The organism is Actinomadura atramentaria DSM 43919, from assembly GCF_000381885.1.
Classification (GTDB): domain Bacteria; phylum Actinomycetota; class Actinomycetes; order Streptosporangiales; family Streptosporangiaceae; genus Spirillospora; species Spirillospora atramentaria.
Genome location: NZ_KB907211.1, coordinates 103,264 through 120,549, shown reverse-complemented (window position 1 = coordinate 120,549; position 17,286 = coordinate 103,264). Strand labels below are relative to the sequence as shown.

19 protein-coding genes are annotated in these 17,286 nt (G+C 73.8%); 5 read left to right on the top strand and 14 right to left on the bottom strand.

From position 1 onward, the window contains the following. Positions 1-59: 59 nt before the first annotated feature. From G339_RS0111075 to G339_RS0111065, 3 genes are all read left to right on the top strand, one after another. Positions 60-386 (top strand): hypothetical protein, encoded by a 327-nt coding sequence (locus G339_RS0111075; protein ID WP_019631147.1) that lies wholly within the window; start codon positions 60-62, stop codon positions 384-386. Then, a complete protein-coding gene (locus tag G339_RS0111070; protein ID WP_019631146.1) occupies positions 386-1,477 on the top strand; it encodes a DUF6745 domain-containing protein in 1,092 nt (363 codons plus the stop codon). The genes G339_RS0111075 and G339_RS0111070 overlap by 1 nt, the downstream gene beginning before the upstream one ends. 74 nt (positions 1,478-1,551) lie before the next feature. Beyond that, positions 1,552-2,664, top strand: a complete 1,113-nt coding sequence (locus G339_RS0111065; RefSeq protein WP_240489788.1) for an AI-2E family transporter — start codon at positions 1,552-1,554, stop codon at positions 2,662-2,664. Between the two features lie 301 nt (positions 2,665-2,965). Here G339_RS0111065 and G339_RS0111060 read toward each other — a convergent pair whose 3' ends face one another. Next, positions 2,966-3,382 carry an ATP-binding protein gene (locus G339_RS0111060; RefSeq protein WP_019631144.1) on the bottom strand — a complete coding sequence of 139 codons (417 nt, stop codon included), beginning with the start codon at positions 3,380-3,382 and terminating at the stop codon, positions 2,966-2,968. Between the two features lie 243 nt (positions 3,383-3,625). On the opposite strand from G339_RS0111060, the gene G339_RS0111055 reads away from it, so the two are divergent. Next, entirely contained in the window at positions 3,626-4,492 is an 867-nt protein-coding gene (locus G339_RS0111055; RefSeq protein ID WP_019631143.1) for a helix-turn-helix domain-containing protein, read from the top strand. Further along, positions 4,489-4,692: a DUF397 domain-containing protein gene (locus G339_RS0111050; RefSeq protein ID WP_019631142.1), complete on the top strand. Its 204-nt coding sequence runs from the start codon at positions 4,489-4,491 to the stop codon at positions 4,690-4,692. The genes G339_RS0111055 and G339_RS0111050 overlap by 4 nt, the downstream gene beginning before the upstream one ends. Before the next feature lie 321 nt (positions 4,693-5,013). Here the strand turns inward: G339_RS0111050 and G339_RS0111040 are convergent, their stop codons facing one another. The 13 genes from G339_RS0111040 to G339_RS33255 all read right to left on the bottom strand — a co-directional run bounded on the left by G339_RS0111040 (position 5,014) and on the right by G339_RS33255 (position 17,034). Continuing rightward, entirely contained in the window at positions 5,014-5,856 is an 843-nt protein-coding gene (locus tag G339_RS0111040) for an STM4011 family radical SAM protein (RefSeq protein WP_019631141.1), read from the bottom strand. Beyond that, positions 5,856-7,130, bottom strand: a complete 1,275-nt coding sequence (locus G339_RS0111035) for an STM4012 family radical SAM protein (protein WP_019631140.1) — start codon at positions 7,128-7,130, stop codon at positions 5,856-5,858. Before G339_RS0111035 ends, G339_RS0111040 begins: the two co-directional genes overlap by 1 nt. Then, entirely contained in the window at positions 7,127-7,918 is a 792-nt protein-coding gene (locus tag G339_RS0111030) for an STM4013/SEN3800 family hydrolase (protein ID WP_033322923.1), read from the bottom strand. The genes G339_RS0111035 and G339_RS0111030 overlap by 4 nt, the downstream gene beginning before the upstream one ends. After that, a complete protein-coding gene (locus G339_RS0111025; RefSeq protein ID WP_019631138.1) occupies positions 7,915-8,988 on the bottom strand; it encodes an STM4014 family protein in 1,074 nt (357 codons plus the stop codon). Before G339_RS0111025 ends, G339_RS0111030 begins: the two co-directional genes overlap by 4 nt. Before the next feature lie 5 nt (positions 8,989-8,993). Further along, on the bottom strand, positions 8,994-9,926 hold the full coding sequence (locus G339_RS0111020) for an STM4015 family protein (protein WP_019631137.1): 933 nt from the start codon (positions 9,924-9,926) through the stop codon (positions 8,994-8,996). A 15-nt stretch (positions 9,927-9,941) separates the two neighbouring features. Beyond that, complete coding sequence (locus tag G339_RS0111015; RefSeq protein WP_019631136.1) at positions 9,942-10,898, bottom strand: STM4015 family protein; 957 nt, start codon at positions 10,896-10,898, stop codon at positions 9,942-9,944. Between the two features lie 250 nt (positions 10,899-11,148). After that, entirely contained in the window at positions 11,149-12,066 is a 918-nt protein-coding gene (locus G339_RS0111010) for an STM4015 family protein (protein ID WP_033322921.1), read from the bottom strand. A 5-nt stretch (positions 12,067-12,071) separates the two neighbouring features. After that, positions 12,072-12,998, bottom strand: a complete 927-nt coding sequence (locus tag G339_RS0111005) for an STM4015 family protein (RefSeq protein WP_026341342.1) — start codon at positions 12,996-12,998, stop codon at positions 12,072-12,074. A gap of 10 nt (positions 12,999-13,008) precedes the next feature. Then, positions 13,009-13,995: an STM4015 family protein gene (locus tag G339_RS0111000; protein WP_019631133.1), complete on the bottom strand. Its 987-nt coding sequence runs from the start codon at positions 13,993-13,995 to the stop codon at positions 13,009-13,011. A gap of 131 nt (positions 13,996-14,126) precedes the next feature. Beyond that, positions 14,127-14,435 carry a hypothetical protein gene (locus G339_RS0110995; RefSeq protein ID WP_019631132.1) on the bottom strand — a complete coding sequence of 103 codons (309 nt, stop codon included), beginning with the start codon at positions 14,433-14,435 and terminating at the stop codon, positions 14,127-14,129. A gap of 108 nt (positions 14,436-14,543) precedes the next feature. Beyond that, complete coding sequence (locus G339_RS0110990; protein WP_019631131.1) at positions 14,544-15,347, bottom strand: MetQ/NlpA family ABC transporter substrate-binding protein; 804 nt, start codon at positions 15,345-15,347, stop codon at positions 14,544-14,546. 35 nt (positions 15,348-15,382) lie between these two features. Then, positions 15,383-16,039 (bottom strand): methionine ABC transporter permease, encoded by a 657-nt coding sequence (locus G339_RS0110985; protein WP_019631130.1) that lies wholly within the window; start codon positions 16,037-16,039, stop codon positions 15,383-15,385. Beyond that, positions 16,036-17,034: a methionine ABC transporter ATP-binding protein gene (locus G339_RS33255; RefSeq protein ID WP_019631129.1), complete on the bottom strand. Its 999-nt coding sequence runs from the start codon at positions 17,032-17,034 to the stop codon at positions 16,036-16,038. Before G339_RS33255 ends, G339_RS0110985 begins: the two co-directional genes overlap by 4 nt. Positions 17,035-17,286: the final 252 nt, after the last annotated feature.

Below are 17,286 nucleotides of genomic sequence, written 5' to 3'. Positions count from 1 at the left end.
TGACCTGGGCGTTCCCGGCGCGGGGCGGTTCTGTCGGTGGCGGCGGTTACGTTCGCCGCATGTACCGACAGGGAGACATCCTCATCGTTCCCGTCGCGGAGGACGCGGTGCCCGCCTCCGTCCGCGCCCTGCCCCCCACGCCGCGCGACGGCCGGGGCCGGATGGTCCTGGCGCTCGGCGAGGCCACCGGGCACGCGCACGCGCTCACCGCCCCCGGCGAGCTGCGGTGCGACCCCGACCCGCTCACCGCCGACCACCTGTGGCTGCCGTCCGGCGGGCGGCTCGCGCACGAGGAGCACGCCGCGATCTCGCTGCCCAAGGGCTGGTACCGGGTCGTGCGGCAGCGCGAGTACGTGCCCGGCGCGGTGCGGGTGGTGGCGGACTGATGGCCGTTCCCGAGTACGTTCCCCCGGCCGGGCTCGACCGGGCCGCGCTGCTGCTGGAGTGGGAGTCCACCGCGTTCGCGACCGGGCCCGCCGACCGGGCGCGCGCCGAGGCGGGCGTCGCCGCCGCGTACGCGGCCGCCGGGCTGCCCGCGCCCGAGGCGTTCGTCTGGGTGGGCTCGCCGCTGGCCGGGGCGGTCGCCGCCGCCGCGCTCGCCGGGCACGGCGACGAGCTGGCCGCCGCCGGGCTCACCGTCCCCGAGCTGCCCGCGGCGGGCGCGTCCGTCCGCGACGCCGTGCGGACGGCCCCGTGGGAGAAGGCCCGCGCGGACGCCTACGCCGAGTTGGGCGTCGACCGCTGGGCGCAGGCGTGGTCGCTGTCCGCGCGGCTGCTGTTCGGGCCCGCGCAGGACATCGTCTCCCGCGTCCGCGACGCGATCGGCGAACGCGCGCCGGGCCTGGAGCGCACGCTGCGGGCCGTCACGCTGGACGCGGTGTTCGGGCAGTGCGACGCGGGCTGGCTCATCATGTTCGACCTGGTCGGACGGTTGGAGCGGCTGCGCGGCGTCGCGGAGGCGGCGCGGTCGGCGGGCTGGTGGTGGCCGTACGAGAAACTCGTGATCATGTCGGAGCGGCCCGTCGACCTGCACCGCGACGAGAACGGCCGCCTGCACCGGGGCGACGGGCCCGCGCTGGCCTGGCCGGACGGGTTCGCGCTGCACGCCTGGCGCGGCATGCCGATCCCGCCCGACTTCGTCGCCTCGCTGCACGACCTCACGGCGGAGCGGATCGGCGCCGAGCAGAACGCCGAGCTGCGCCGCGTCATGCTGGAGATCTACGGCTACGACCGCTTCCTCGCCGAGGTCGGCGCGGAGCCGAAGCACCGCGACGAGACCGGCGTGCTCTGGCGGATCGAGATGAACGGCGACGAGCCGGTCGTCATGGTCGAGGTCGTGAACTCCACCCCCGAACCGGACGGCACGTACCGCACGTACTACCTGCGCGTCCCGCCCTCGACCCGCACCGCCCGCGAGGGCGTCGCGTGGACGTTCGGCCTGACCGCCGACGAGTACCGCCCGAAGGTCGAGACCTGACCGGCCCCCCGGCCTACCGGTGCGGCGGGGGCGGGCGCGGTTACGGGAGGAGGCGGGGCGGGTAGTCCGTCGATGTGACGGGCGGTGATCATGAAGACGCGCGCGGTGACGTGCCGCGCGGGCTGCGGTCGGCCGCGCTGACCGTCGCGTGCCTGCTCGTGCTCGCCGTCGCGGCGTGGCTGGTGGTGCTGCTGCTGACCCGGCTGGCGTCCCTCACGCTGTCGCTGGTCGCGACGCTGCTGCTGGCGGCGCTGATCATGCCGGTCTCGCGGGGGCTGCGGCGGCTGCGGGCCCCGGCGTGGCTGGCGGCGCTCGGCGGCGTGGTCGCGATCGTCGTGCTCGTCACCGGGCCGCTCGCGCTGATCGGGAACGAGACGTTCCAGCAGTGGCCCGCGCTGCAGCGCGGCCTCGGGCAGGGCCTCGACAAGATCCGCGAGTTCCTGATCAAGGGCCCGGTGCCGGTCGACGCGCACCGCATCGACGTCATCGGGGACGAGATCCGGCGCCGGCTGACGGCGTCCGCGCCCGACCCGGCGGCCAGCGCGACCGCCGCCGCGCAGGGCTTGGCCGCCGCCGCGCTCGCGCTCGTGCTCGTGTTCTTCGTGCTGAAGGACGGCCGCACGATGTGGGAGTGGGCGCTGCGGATGACGCCCGAGCACGTCCGGCCGCGCGCCGACCTGGCCGCCCGCGCGGGCTGGGACTCGCTCGTCGCCTACGTGCGCGGGACCGTCGTCATCGCGGCGGTGGACGCGACCGGGATCGGCATCGGCCTGGTGATCATCGGGGTGCCGCTGGCCGCGCCGCTGGCGCTGCTGACGTTCATCGCGGCGTTCGTGCCGATCGTCGGCGCGGCGGTCGCGGGCGCGGCGGCGGTGATCATCGCGTTCGTCAGCAACGGGATCACCGACGCGCTGCTGGTCATCGCGGTCGTCATCGGCGTGCAGCAGGCCGAGGGCAACCTGCTGCAGCCGCTGATCATGGGCCGCGCGCTGCGGCTGCACCCGGCGGTGATCCTCGTCGCCGTCACGGCGGGCACGCTGCTCGCGGGGATCGCGGGCGCGGTCGTCGCCGTGCCGCTGACGGCGGTCGTCTACCGGATCTACCTCACGCTGCGCGTCGCCGCGCCGGTCCTGGCGGAGGAGGGCGAGCCGCCTCCGCAGCCGCCCGGCGCGACCGAGGTCGTCTGAACACGCGAGCGCGGCGCGCCCCCCTCCCTGGACGCGCCGCGCGGTCAGCGGGTCGGCCGCCGGACCGGACCGGCGGGTCGGTCGCCCGACCTGCAGGTCCGGGGACCGACCCCCGTCACCGGACCACCGCGTCCGACCAGCACGCCCGGTCGGCAGGCCGACCGGCGGCCCGACCGGCAGGCCCGGCCAACAGCCCCGACCGGCAGGCCCGAACCGCAGCCTTGCCCGGCAGGCCCGACCCGCAGCCTCGCCCGGCAGGCTCGATCGGCAGCCTCGCCCGGCAGTCCGCCCGGCGGGGCGGTCAGGCGGCGGGGGCGAAGGTCGCCCAGACGCACTTGCCGCCGTCGTCGGTGGGCCGCCAGCCCCAGCCCGCCGTGAGGGCGCCGACGATGATCAGCCCGCGCCCGTGCGTCGCGCACGGATCGGGCGGCGCCTCGCGCGGCGGGTGCGGGTCGTCGTCGATCACCTCCAGGGTGACCGTCCCGACCCCGCGCGTGAGCACGACGGTCGCCGACCGGGCGTGCCGCAGCGCGTTGGTGACCAGCTCGGACGCGACCAGTTCCGCGTCGCCCGCGAGCCCGTCCAGCCCCCACGCGCGCAGCGCGGAGCCGACGGTCTCGCGGGCGACGCGGATCGCCGGGGCCGCGGGTGTGAAGGTCAGCGTGAACCGTCCGGCGGCGGTGCGGGCCGCGTGGCCCGCGGGCGGTGTCCCGATCATCGCGGTCCCGCCCCGGGCCGGCCGTCCCCCCCGGCCGGCCGGCCCGCCCGCCGCCCCCTGACGGAGCGCTGTGCGCACATCCACGTTCCCCCCGTTCTCCGGCCACGGCGGCCGGAGGAACCTTGCGCGTTCATGTGATCTCTCTCCGTGACCGTGCCAAGCTGAGCCAAGCGTGCCCCCGCCCAGCCAAAAATGCAAGGTATGCAGAAACATTCATTGCATCTCCCCCGAGGAGGGTCGGCCATGACCGCCCGCAAACCCGCTCCTACCGCCCGTTTGCGGCGTTTGGCCGCCGAGCTCCGGCGACTGCGCCGCGAGGCGGGCCTCACCCGCGACGAGGTCGCCGAGCGCACCGGGATCAACGCCGCGACCCTGTACCGGATCGAGACGGCCCGCGTCCGCCCGCAGCCGCGCACCCTGGCGAGCCTGCTGGCCGCCTACGAGGTGGACGAACCGGAACGGAACGGGCTGACGGCGCTGCTCAAGGCGGCCCGGCAGCGGAGCTGGCTGCACACGCTGGCCTCCGAACTGCCCGAACGTTACGCCTCCTACATCGAGTTCGAGAGCGAGGCCACGGAACTGTTCACCTACCAGAGCCTCCACATTCCGGGGCTCCTGCAGACACCGGACTATGCCCGCGCGGTCACCCGCGGGTCGCTGCCGGAGGTCGCCGACGACGACATCGAGCGGCGGATCGAGGCGCGGATCAAGCGCCAGGCCGTCCTCGCCGGGGACCGCCCGCTGCGGCTCTGGGCGATCATCGACGAGGCGGCGCTGCGCCGCCCGGTCGGCGGGCCGGACGTGATGCGGACGCAGCTCGACCATCTCCGCACGACGGCCGAATCGCCGTCCATCACCCTCCAGGTCATTCCGTTCGACGCGGGCGCCCATCCGGGACTTGTCGGTTCTTTCACATTGATGCGCTTTCCTGAACACGTCGGCCCGGAGGCGGTCTACATCGAAAGCCAGGCCGGCGACGTGTTCCTCGAAGAGGAAGAGGACATCGCCAGGTATAGAGTTGTCTTCGAACATTTGCGGGCCGTGGCGCTGAGCCCTGCGGCGAGCATCGCGGCGACGCACCGGCACACTCCGGAAAGAGGAGCACAATGAACGACGTTCAGCACGTGAACCGCCAGTGGCGGACGAGTTCCCACAGCGGCACCACCGAATGCGTGGAGGTCGGCCGGGACGCGGCGGGCGTGGCGATCCGCGACAGCAAGCGGCCCGAGGGCGGCCTGCTCGCGGTCGGCAGCCTGCCGTGGCGGACGCTGGTCTGCGACATCAAGGACGGGCGCCTCGGCTCGGCCTGATCCGGCGGCGGAGCGGCACCGTCCCGCTCCGGCTTCCCTTTCTCGCTCGTTTGCGGCGCGGTCGGATTCCACGGAACCTCCCCTCGGCGAACCGCTTCGCGGAATCACCGCAGAGTTCGACGCTATACAACACCCCGCGCTATTGAAGAATTGGGAAGATTGTCCGGTTGGCTGAGAATTTCAGCGATCCGGACAGCGACCTCCGGTCGGCGGGAACCTTCTTTTCGCGCCGATCCGGAAAAACGTCCGGCAGCGCCGGACGGCTGACGGAGAAGCCGCGGAGTCCGCGCCCCTTTCCGGCACGGATTCCGCGGCCCCGGCTCAGCGCACCGGAATGCGTTCCAGCACTCCCCCGGCGAACACGTCGTAGAGGCCCAGCGGTTCGAGGTGGACATAGCCGATATGGCAGTCGCAGACCTCCAGCGGGCACGGCCGGGGGCGCAGCGCGGCCCGGAACGACCCGTCGTAGAGGTTGCCGAGCACGGCCGGGACGAAGTGGCAGCGGCGCACCGTCCCGTCCCCGTCCACCGAGACGACCGTGTCGCCCGTCCGGCAGGGCAGGCCCCGGCTCGGGTGCGGGCGGCGGCTGTGGTGGAACAGCGGGTCCAGCGCCGTCCAGTCGGCGGCCTCGGCGTCGGTGTAGGTACGGCCCTCGGCGGCGTTGACCCACAGGTAGACCGCGTCCGGCAGGTCGGCGCGCAGCCGCCGCGCGGCGGCCAGGTGCTCGGGCTGCCCGACGATCCCGACGCTGAACCGCACCCCGCGTTCGGCGAGGTCGCGGCATTTGCCCAGGAAGCGGTCGTAGGGCGTCTGGCCCGGGTGGTAGGTGGCCCAGAGCGCGAGGCGGGACGGGTCGGCGTCGGCCGTCCAGTCCACGCGGTGGCTGAGGTTCGTCTGGATCGCGACGCGCTCGACGTGCGGCAGATGGCTCAGCTCCGTCAGCGCGCGCCGGTACCAGGACCGGACGAGCCCCTCGCCCCACGGCGTGAACAGCACCGACACCGGGTGGCCGCAGTCCGCGACCCACGCGGTGAAGCGCTCCAGCGCGGCACGGTCGGCGCGCAACTGCTCGGTGGTGTCGCGGCGCTTGGCGAACGGGCAGTACGGGCAGTCGTAGTCGCAGCTCGCGAGCGGACCGCGGTACAGGATCGTGAGATGGTCCATCAGCGGGCCTCGTAGGCGTCCATGAGGGCGCGGACCCGGCCGGTGAACAGCGCGGGGCCGATCGCGTCGGAGTGGGCCAGGCCCTCCGGGGTCAGCCGGAGGACGTCCGGGGCCTCGTCCAGCCAGCCCCGGTCGGCGAAGGGAGCGAGGTCGGCGTCGTCGGCCGCGTCGGCGCCGAAGCGCTTCCGGTAGGCGGCGCGGTCGAGGCCGTCCGCCTGGAGCAGCGACTGGAGCAGGTGGCGGCGGCGGCGCTCGGCGTCGTCCAGGCGGAAGCCGACGCGGGCGGTGGAGAAGTCGCGGGCGGTCACGTAGTCGTCGATGATCGCGCGGACGTGGCGGGCCTCGACGGCGTACTCGAACGAGTAGTGCAGGTCCTCGGTGTAGGACCGCGCGCCGCTGCCGAGGCCGACCATGCCGTCGGTCTGGCAGCAGTACTCGGTGCCGCCGCCGGTTCCGGGCCGCCGGAACATGCGCATCGAGACCTGCTCGTAGCCGTGTTCGAGCAGGTGGTCGCGGCCGAGGCGGTACAGCTCCAGCCGCTGGTCGTCCCAGTCCCGGCCGAGCCGCCCGAGGCCCGTCAGCGGGCGGACGTACAGCGGGTACAGGTAGATCTCCTCGGGCTGCCACGCGAGCGCGGCGTCGAGGGAGTACCGCCAGGTCGCGGGGGTCTGGCCGTCGATGCCGTAGATGAGGTCGATGTTGAGGACGTCGATCGCGGCGTCCCGGACGCGGCCGAGCGCGGCCTCGACCTCGGCGCGCTTCTGCGGGCGGACGGCGGCGCGCGCCTCGGAGTCCAGGAAGCTCTGCACGCCGATGGACACGCGGGTCGCGCCGTGTTCGGCGAGGACGGCGAGCCGGTCGGCGGTCGCGGTGGCCGGGGACGTCTCGACGCCGAGCGGGACGGCGCGCAGGTCGGCGAACCGGCCCGCGATGCGGCAGAGGCGGTCGAGTTCGCCGGCCGTGAGGTAGGTCGGGGTGCCGCCGCCGAACGCGGCGGTCGCGAACGTCGCGGGGCCGAGGGCCGCGGCGACGGCGTCGGCCTGGCGGTCGAGCGCGTCGAGGTAGGCGCGGGTCAGCTCCTCGGGCGCGCCGGTGCGGGTGAACAGGTTGCAGAATCCGCAGCGCATCTCGCAGAACGGGATGTGCAGGTAGAGGAACAGCGCGTCGCGGTCCTCGGCGGCCCACACGTCGGTGAGCGGCGGGGCCGGGTCGAGCGGCCGGTACGCCGTCTTGTGGGGGTACGAGTAGACGTAGGACTGGTAGGGGCTGGTCATGTCAGCGGGAACTCCCCGTATGGAACGGTCCAGACGACCGGGTGGCCCAGGCGGTGCCCGGTATGGCCGTCCTCGCCGTAGGCGGTGCCGTGGTCGGAGCAGACGATCACGTAACTCGGCCGCCGCAGCAGCCGGAACAGGCGGCCCAGCTCGGCGTCCGCGCGGCGCAGCGCGGCGGCGTGGCTGGCGCGGGTGTCGCCGGACGCGCGGGTCGCGCCCGGCAGGTAGAACCAGTTCGGCTGGTGCAGCGCAGCGACGTTGAGCAGCAGGAACAGCCGCCGCTCCGCCGGGAGCCCCGCCAGCACCTCGGTGATCCGGTCGACCTGGTTGCGCAGCGAGTCGGGGTCGGTGACGCCGAACTCCGGCTCCCAGTGCGCCTCCTGGAACAGCGACGGCAGCGCCGAGCCGAGCGCGGTGCGGTTGTTGAAGAAGCCGACGCCGCCGACGCAGACCGTCCGGTATCCGGCGGCGGCGAGCCCGCCGGGCAGGTCGGCCGCGTCGAACGTCCAGGTGCCGGGCGCGGTGGTCTCGCTGCCGGGGAACGCGGCGGCGAAGAGGCGCGGGTGCGGGCCGGGCGCGGCCGGGGTCGGCAGGAACCCGGCGAGCATCGCCGCGTGCGCGGCGTAGGTGAAGCTGCCGGGCGTGTGCCGCTCCTCCCAGCGGCCGCCCGGCAGGACGGCCGCGAGGTTCGGGGTCTCGCCCGCCGCGCAGAGTTCGGCCGCGACGTCGTAGCGCAGGGTGTCGAGCGTGATCAGGACGATGTCGTGCGTCCCGACGATCTCGTTCATGTCCGGCACAGGGCCTCCCGGTCCGCGTTGATCTGGGCGGTGTAGACGTCGAGTCCGGCGGCGGGCCCCTCGGGCAGGCCCGCCAGGTTCGGCAGCAGGTCGCCGAACGCGTTGACCTCCCCGACCGCCAGCCGCCGCCCGCCGATGCCGACGAGCAGGTCCACGCCCGCGACCGGGCTGCCCGGGAAGCACGCCGCCGCGTCGGCGCAGACGTCCAGCGCGCGGCGGAACCCGGCCGGGCCGAGCAGGTCGCGGACGGCGGCCAGGTCGCCGCGCGCGCCGCCGAGGTGCAGGTTCGTCAGCGGGCCCGAGCCGGTGCGCGCGACCGCGTGGGTGGGCGCGCCGCGCACGACGACGACGCGCAGGTCGAACGGCCGCCCGTCCAGCGCGGCCTTGGGCAGCCAGTGCTCGACGTGCAGCCCGTCGGGGGCGAGCGCGTCGATCAGCGCGGCGACCTCGCGTTCGGTGGTGTAGGTGCGCAGCCGCAGCGAGTTGACGGGGCCGTCCGGGGTCAGCGCGGTCGGCGTGACGGCCTTGATCCGGCCGGGCGCGACCTGCAGCGCGACGACGCCGGACCCCGACGAGCCGTGCGCGGGCTTGACGAACACGCGCCGCTCCCCCGCCGCGTCCATCGCCGCGCGCAGCTCGTCGTACCCGGTGACCTCCGGCAGCGCGGCCGGGACGGGCACCCCGGCGGCGGCGAGCCGCACGTGGCAGCGGCGCTTGTCGAACATGACGCCGATTTCGTCCGGGTCGCGGGTGAGCCGCGCCCCGGCGGCGCCGGCGGCGGCCCCGACGCGGCGGAGCGCGGCGGTGAACGCGGCGTGCCAGGCCGCGCCGCCGCCGGTGCGCGCCGGGTCGCCGGGGCCGCGCAGCAGCGCGTCGGCCTCGGGGCTCTCGCCGGGCGAGTCGACGCGGACGAGCGTGCCGGGCGGGATGCGGAGCGGCGCGCCGCGCAGCACGTCCGGCCAGCCGACCAGGTGCGGTTCGGGGAGCCCGGCGGCGCGGCACGCGGCGGTGAACAGGGTGACGCGGCGGTCGCCGGGCGAGCCGAGGACGGTGTACTCCATGCGCGTCATTCGGAGACGGCGATGAAGCGGCGCCTGCCGTCCGGATCGAACCGGTCGTCCAGGTTGATGTCGATGCCGGGCAGCGCGGTGCGGAGGCGGTCCATCACCACGTCGGTGAGGAAATGATGGTGGAGGTCGAGTTTCTTGAGATGCGTGAGGGGCTGGCCGGACAGCAGCGCCTCGGCTCCCGCGTCCGACAGCGCGCCGAGGGCGAGGCTCAGCGACTCCAGCCGGGCGACGACGGGCGCGCCCGCGACGGCCGCCGCGATGCCGTCCGCGTCCTCGGCGTCCTCCAGGCCGAGGTGCCGCAGCGCGGGCAGGCGCTCGCCGCTGAGGATCGGGGCGAGGTCGGCGGCCGTGGCGTCGCCGCCGTACGCCTCGGTGCCGAGCCACAGGTCCAGGTGCTCCAGCGCGGGCAGGTCGGACGCCGCGACGGAGCGGACGACGGTGGCGGGCAGGCCGCCGGTCTCCAGCCGCAGCGTCCGCAGCGCGGTGCTCTTGATCGGCTCGAAGGCCAAGCCTTCGGCACCGCGCACGTCCAGCCGCTCCAGCTCCGGAAACGCGGGGAACAGCGGCGTCAGGTCGCCGTGCTCGATCCAGGAGACCTCGGACTCCTCCAGGACGATGTCGCCGACGAACAGCGACCGCAGGTTCGGGAACCGGTCGGCGGACTCGGTGAGCAGCGCGGTCAGGGCGGGCGGTTCGGCGTCCTGGAAGCCCCAGTAGCCGATGATCAGCGCGCTGACGGCGGATGTCTCGACGGTTTCGAGGAACCGCGCCCACACGTCCTCGAACGGGGTTCCGTCGAAGTCGGTGCGGACGCGCCAGGCGTGCCCGGCGGCCGGAGGCAGCTCGCTCCCGGCGTCCGGCACGTGGACGTCGGAGAACTCGGCCACGGGAAGTCCCGCGTACGTGCCGAGGTGGTCGTTGAAGGTCATGGGGGGTCCGTTCGGCTATTCGGATACGGCGATGAAACGGGCGACCTCGCCGTCGTCGAAGACGTACGGCTCTTCCCGCTCGTCCAGGTCCACCTCGACGCCGGGCAGCGCGGCGCGGACCCGGGCCATCATCTCCTCGCTGAGGTAGTGGTGGTGCAGGTCGAGTTTCTTGAGGTGCGTGAGGGGCTGGCCGGCGAGCAGTGCTTCCGCGCCGTCGTCGGTGAGCGCGCCGAGGGCCAGGCTCAGCGACTCCAGGCGGGCCACGACGCCCGCGCCCGCGACGGCCGCCGCGATCTCGTCCGCGATTTCGGAGTCCTCCAGGCCGAGGTGCCGCAACGCGGGAAACCGCTCGCCGCCGAGGATCGGCGCGAGGTCCGCGACGGTGGCGTCGCCGCCGTAGTTGCCGGTGCCGAGCCACAGGTCCAGGTGCTCCAGCGCGGGCAGGTCGGACGCCGCGAGCCCGCGCACGACCGCGCCGGGCAGCCCGCCGGACTCCATCCGCAACTCGCGCAGCGCGTTGTGCGCGACCGGGTCGAGGCGCAGGCCGGACGCGCCGCGGACCTCCAGCCGCGTCAGCTCCGGATAGGCGGCGAACAGCGGCGTCAGGTCGCCGTGCTCGATCCAGGAGATCTCCTGCTCCTCGCCTTCGATGTCACCGATGAACAGCGACCGCAGGTTCGGGAACCGGTCGGCGGCCTCGACCAGCAGCTTCACCGGGTCGGCGGCGTCGTTGTCGTAGGACGCGCCCCAGTAGCCGAGGACCAGCGCGGCGACCTCGGCCGTCTCGACGGCCTCGGTGAACTCGGTGAAGACGTCCGCGAACGCGGGGCCGTCGAACTCGGTCGAGACGCGGAGGGCGTGGCCCGCCGCCGGGAGCGGGTCGGCGGCGCGGCCGGGCTCGTCGGCGCTCGTGGGGACGAACTGGATGACGGGGAGGCCGGCGAAACCGATCCCGTGGGTCATGTTGCGCATGATTCCTTTCGGTCATTCGGAGACGGCGACGAAACGGGGGGGCGTCCTCGGTCGCGGTGTCCTGGTCGTCGAGGTCGATCTCGACGCCGGGCAGCGCGGCGCGCAGGCGGTCCGTCATCGCGTCGTCCAGGAAGTGGTGGTGCAGGTCGGGTTTCCGCAGGTGCGTGAGCGGCTGGCCGGACAGCAGCGTTTCCGCGCCGTCGCCGGTGAGCGTGCCGAGCGCGAGATGGTCACGAGGGCCTTTCCGTGGTCATTCGGAGACGGCGATGTAGCCGGCCACGCCGCCGATGATCTCGGCGGGGGCCATGCGGTCGGTCAGGTCGAGCTCGGCGCCGGGCAGGGCCGCGCGGAGCCGTTCCGCCGCCGCCTCGCCGACGAAGTGGTGGTGCAGGTCGAGTCGGCGCAACGCGGGAAACGCGTGGGCGGCGAGGGCGTCGGCCCCCGCGTCGGTGAGCGCGCCGAGGGCGAGGCTCAGCGACTCCAGCCGCGCCGCGATCGGCGCGGCCGCCAGCGCCGCCGCGAGTTCGTCGGCGTTCTCGGCGTTCTCCAGGCCGAGGCGGCGCAGCGCCGGGAACCGGCCGTCCAGGACCGGGGCGAGGTCCGCGGCCGTGACGCCGCCGCCGTAGTCCTCGGCGCCGAGCCACAGGTCGAGGTGCTCCAGGACGGGCAGGTCGCTGGCGCCGAGGGCGCGGACGACGTCGGGCGGGAGCCCGCCGGACTCGAAGCGCAACGTCCGCAACGCGCCGTGCGCGAGCGGGTCGAAGGCCAGACCGCCGGAGCCGCGCACGTCCAGCCGTTCGAGGGCCGGGAACTCCGTGAACAGCGGCGTGATGTCCACGTGCCCGATCCAGGAGATCTCCGACTCCGCGACCGTCACGTCCCCGAGGAACACCGACCGCAGGTTCGGGAACGCGTCGGCGGCCTCGGCCAGCAGGTCGGTCGGGTGGCCGCGGACGTCGTGGTCGGCGTCCCAGTAGCCGACGACGAGCGCGGTGAGGCGCGCCGTGTCGGTCTCGTCCAGCAGCGCCTCGAACGCCTCGGCGTAGGTCGCGCCCGCGTACTCGGAGCGGACGCGGACGGCGTGCCCGGCGGGCGGCCGCCCGTCGCCCGGCGAGAAGTCGATGACGGGCAGGCCCGCGTACTCGGCGAGGTTCTCGTAGAGGTCCATGCGCGTCACTCCGCCGCCGCGACGAAGTAGTAGGTCTCCTCGCCGTCGTCGTCCGGCTCCTGCTGGTCGTCGAGATCGACGGCCACCCCGGGCAGCGCGGCGCGGACGCGGTCCATCATCGCGTCGGTGAGGAAGTGGTGGTGCAGGTCGAGTTCCCGCAGGTGGGTGAGCAGTTGCCCGGCCAGCAGCGCTTCCGCGCCGTCGTCGGTGAGCGCGCCGAGCGCGAGGCTCAGCGACTCCAGCCGGGCGACGACGGGCGCGCCCGTCAGCGCCGCCGCGAGTTCGTCCGCGATCTCGGAGTCCTCCAGCCCGAGGTGGCGCAACGCCGGAAACCGCTCGCCGTTCAGGAGCGGCGCGAGGTCGGGGGGCGTGACGTCGCCGCCGTACTCGTCCACGCCGAGCCACAGGTCCAGGTGCTCCAGCGCGGGCAGCTCGCAGGCCAGCACGTCCGCGACGACGCGGCGCGGCAGGCCGCCGCTCTCGAACCGCAGCGTGCGCAGGCGGTCGCTCGTGAACGGGGTGACGCGCAGGCCGTCCGAGCCGCGCACGTCGAACCGCTCCAGGCCGGGGAACGCGCTGATCAGCGGCGTGACGTCGCCCAGCTTGATCCAGGAGATCTCCTGTTCCTCGAACACGACGTCGTTGAGGAACAGCGACGTCAGGTTCGGGAAGCGGTCCGCGACCGCGATGAGCAGGTCGGCGGGGTCCTCGCCGTCCCAGTCGCCGTTCTCCCAGTAGCCGAGCACGAGCGCGGTGACGCGGGCGGTGTCGGCGCCGTCGAGCAGCGCGGCGAGCGACGCCGCGAACGACGGCCCGCGCCGGACGGCCCGGACGCGGAACGCGTGTGCCTCCTCGGCGGGCAGCGCTTCGCCGGGCACGACGTCCACGACGGGGAGTCCGGCGTACTCGTCCATCAGTTGGCCGATGGTCATGATCAACCCCCTATTCGGAGACCGCGACGAAGCGGTCCTCGGCGTCGTCCCAGACGTCCGGGCTGTACGGGTCGTCCAGATTGACGGCGACGCCGGGCAGCGCCGCGCGGACGCGCTCCATCATCGGCTCGCTGATGAAGTGGTGGTGCAGGTCGAGTTCCCGCAGGTGGGTGAGGGGCTGGCCGGACAGCAGCGCCGCCGCGCCGTCGTCGGACAGCGCGCCGAGGGCGAGGCTCAGCGACTCCAGCCGCGCGACGACCGGGGCGCTCGCGACGGCCGCGGCGATCTCGTCCGCGGCCGGGGAGTCCTCCAGGCCGAGGCGGCGCAGCGCGGGGAAGCGCGCGCCGTCCAGGAACGGGGCGAGGTCCGCGACGGTGGTGTCGCCGCCGTAGTGCTCGACGCCGAGCCACAGGTCGAGGTGCTCCAGCGCGGGCAGCTCGCTGGCCGCGACGGATTCGACGATCCCGCGCGGCAGGCCGCCGCTCTCCAGGCGCAGCGTGCGCAGCGCGGTGCTCGTGATCGGGTCGAAGCCGAGGCCCTCGGAGCCGCGGACGTCCAGCCGTTCGAGCGCCGGGAACGCGGTGATCAGGGAGGTGATGTCCTCGTGCTCGATCCAGGAGATCTCGTCCTCTTCCTGGAGGACCTCGCCGAGGAAGAGCGCGCGCAGGTTCGGGAACCGGTCGGCGGCCTCGGCGAGCATCGGCGCGGGGTGCGGGACGTCGTCCGCCGAGATGCCCCAGTAGCCGATGATCAGGGCGGTGACCTCAGTCGTGTCGACGGTGTCGAGGAACGCTTCCCAGACCTCGGTGTACTCCGCCTGGTCGTACTCGGCGCGCAGCCGCCAGGCGTGCCCGGCGGCGGGCGGGAGGGGGCCGCCGGTGCCGCGGAGCGGTTTGACGTAGGCGGGGAGCTCGGCGGCGGACGCCGGGAGTCGCGTGACGTCGAACTCCGCGACGGGCAGTCCGGCGTACTCGCCGATCAGGGTGCTGGTGGGCATGGACGAACCGGCCTTTCGTCGGCTCTGGGGATCTTCGTCCGGACCGTCCTACCAGTTCCGCCCGACAAATCCCGCCGAAACGACGAACACCCCGTGACCGGACCAAGGCGATTTACGCCCTGCTTTCCTTTTCAGACCGGGCAGCAGACCGGGTCGTCGCAAGGTTCGCCGACCTCGCTGCCGTAGACCGCGAAGCCCTGGACGGGCGCGAGCACCTGGGCGGCCAGCGCGGGGTCGGGCGCGGTCGCGGACGTTTCCAGCGGGGCGCCCCACTCGGGCGGCAGCGCGTCGGCGTCCCAGCGGGCGGCGCCGTCCACGAAAACCGTCCACAGCGGGTGGTCGGGGAACCCGTTGAGCCGCAGCACCACCCAGCAGCCGTCCATGTTGGCGGCGACGGGGAAGCGCGCGTCACCGGTCCGCCACCACTCCAGCCCGTCCATCGCCCCATTGTGTCCTGGTTGACCCGTGCGCACGCGAAGTCCGGTTTCGGCCCGATACGCGCGCGGCCCCGGCGGGACAGTCCGCCGGGGCCGCGCGCGTGCTGCGGGTCAGGCCGGGATGACCGAGCCCTGGTACTTGTCCTCGATGAACTTCTTGACCTCGGGGCTCTTCAGGAGTTCGACCAGCTTCTTGATCTTCGGGTCGTTCTCGTCCCCGGGGCGGGTGACCAGGCCGTTGACGTACGGGTTGCCCTCGGTCTTCTCGGCGACGAGCGCGTCCTTGGCCGGGTTCAGCCTGGCCTCGAGGGCGTAGTTGCCGTTGATGACGGAGGCGTCCACGTCGCCGAGCTGGCGCGGGAGCGACGCGGCGTCGGTCGGGCGGAACTTGATGCCCTTCGGGTTCGTCGCGACGTCCTTCTCGGTCGCGGTCTGGCCCGCGCCGTCCTTCAGGGTGATCAGGCCGTTGTCCGCGAGGAGCTTCAGCGCGCGGCCCTCGTTCGTCGGGTCGCTCGGCAGCGAGACCGTCGCGCCCTGCTTCAGCTCGGAAAGGCTCTTGACCTTCTTGGAGTAGACGCCGAGCGGCTCGAGGTGGATTCCGGCGACGAACACCAGCTTCTCGCCGGTCTTCTGGTTCGACTCGTCCAGGTACGGCTTGTGCTGGAAGTAGTTCGCGTCGAGCTGCTTGTCGGCCAGGGCCGGGTTGAGCTGCTCGTACTCGCTGAACTCCTTCACCTCCAGCTTGATGCCGGCCTTGGCGGCGAGGTTGTCCTTGACGTAGTTCAGGATCTCGGCGTGCGGGACCGAGGTGGCCCCCACGGTGAGGGTGTCGTCGTCGTCCGACGATCCGCCGCACGCGGCGAGGCCGAACAGGAGCCCGGCGGACAGGGCGACGGCGGTCAGTTTGCGGAGCACGAGAAGTGCCTTTCTCTTCGGGTGGGACAAAGAACTCAGCGGTGGCCGAGCCGCCGGGCGGCCCAGTCCCCGAGCATCTGGACGAGCGCCACCAGCACGACGAGCAGGACGACGATGATCAGCATCATCCCGGTCTCGAACCGCTGGTAGCCGTAGCGTTTGGCGAGGTCGCCGAGGCCGCCGCCGCCGATCGCGCCCGCCATCGCGGAGTAGCCGATGAGCGCGATGACGGTGACGGTCAGCCCCGCGATGAGGCCCGCGCGGGCCTCGCGGAGCAGCACCTTGCCGATGATCTGGACGCGGGACGCGCCGAGCGCCAGCGCGGCGGCGACGGTGCCCGGCTCGACCTCCCGCAAAGACGTCTCGACGAGCCGTGCGTAGAACGGGATCGCCGCGATCGTCAGCGGCATGATCGCCGCCGTGGTGCCGATGGACGTCCCGACCACGGCCGTCGTGACGGGGATCAGCGCCATCAGCAGGATGATGAACGGCACCGCCCGCCCGATGTTGACGATCAGCCCGACGACGGCGTTGACGGGCGCGAGCGGCAGCAGCCCGTCCCGGTCGGTGACGACGAGCACGACGCCGAGCAGCAGCCCGCCGACGGCGGTGAACAGCGCCGACCAGAACGTCATCTGCAAGGTTTCGAGTGTTCCCTGGCGCAGCAGGGGCTCCATCTCGTCCCAGGTCATGCCCGCACCTCCGGCGTGTGGGTCTCGAAGGCCAGCCCCGCGTCGCGCAGGTACGCCAGCGGCCCGGCGTTGGCGGCGGGGTCGCCGGGCAGCTCGACGCGGAGCCGCCCGATGCGGGTGCCGCCCGCCTCCGCGACGGAGCCGCCGAGGATGTTGACGTCGATGTCGTGGGCGCGGGCGAGCGCGGACACGAACGGGCGGTCGGCCCCGTCGCCCTCGAACGTCACGTCCACGACGGTCGTGCCGGGCCGCGGGTCGGGGTCGGGCAGCGGGAACAGGCCGCGCGCCAGCTCCGAGCCGGGCCGCAGCAGCAGGTCGCGGACGGGCCCGGACTCGGTGAACCGGCCCGCGCGCATCACCGACGCCGAGTCGCAGATCCGCCGGACGACGTCCATCTCGTGCGTGATCAGCAGGATCGTGAGGCCGAGCCGCCGGTTGAGGTCGCGCAGCAGCTCCAGGATCGACGCGGTGGTCTCGGGGTCGAGCGCGGACGTCGCCTCGTCCGACAGCAGGACGTGCGGCCGTCCGGCGAGCGCGCGGGCGATGCCGACGCGCTGCTTCTGCCCGCCGGAGATCCGCGCGGGGTAGGCGCCCGCGTGGTCGGTCAGCCCGACGAGGTCGAGGAGTTCGGCGACGCGCGCGGCCCGCTCGGCGCGCGAGACGCCCATGACCTCCAGCGGGAACGCGACGTTCCCGGCGACGGTCCGGCTGGACAGCAGCCCGAAGTGCTGGTGGATCATCCCGATCCGCTGCCGGGCGCAGCGCAGTTCGCCGCGCGGAAGGGCGAGCAGGTCGCGGCCGTCCACCAGGACGCGGCCGGAGTCGGGGCGTTCCAGCAGGTTGACGCAGCGCAGCAGGGTGCTCTTGCCCGCGCCGCTGCGGCCGAGGACGCCGTGGACCGTTCCGGCGGCCACCGCGAGGTCGACGCCGTCGACGGCGGCGACGGTTCGGCCGCGGGTCTTGTAGACCTTGCGAAGTTTCTCGATCTGAATCACAGGAAATCTGTCCCGGCGGAGGCGGGCCGCGGGCGGGCGGCGCGGACGAGGGCGGTGCTGGACGGCGCGCGGCTACGCGAGACCCGGCGGATACGGGGCGTGCGTCAGCCGGTGCAGTTCGAGTTCCACGTGCGGTGTCCAGAGGCGCGGTGCGGTTCGGCTCGCTTCGGGGCGCGAGGCGGGACGGGGGCCCTCAGCACCCGCACATTCGGCACGCGTGCGCCGTCGCGGCGGCGGTCCCGGGCATCCGGG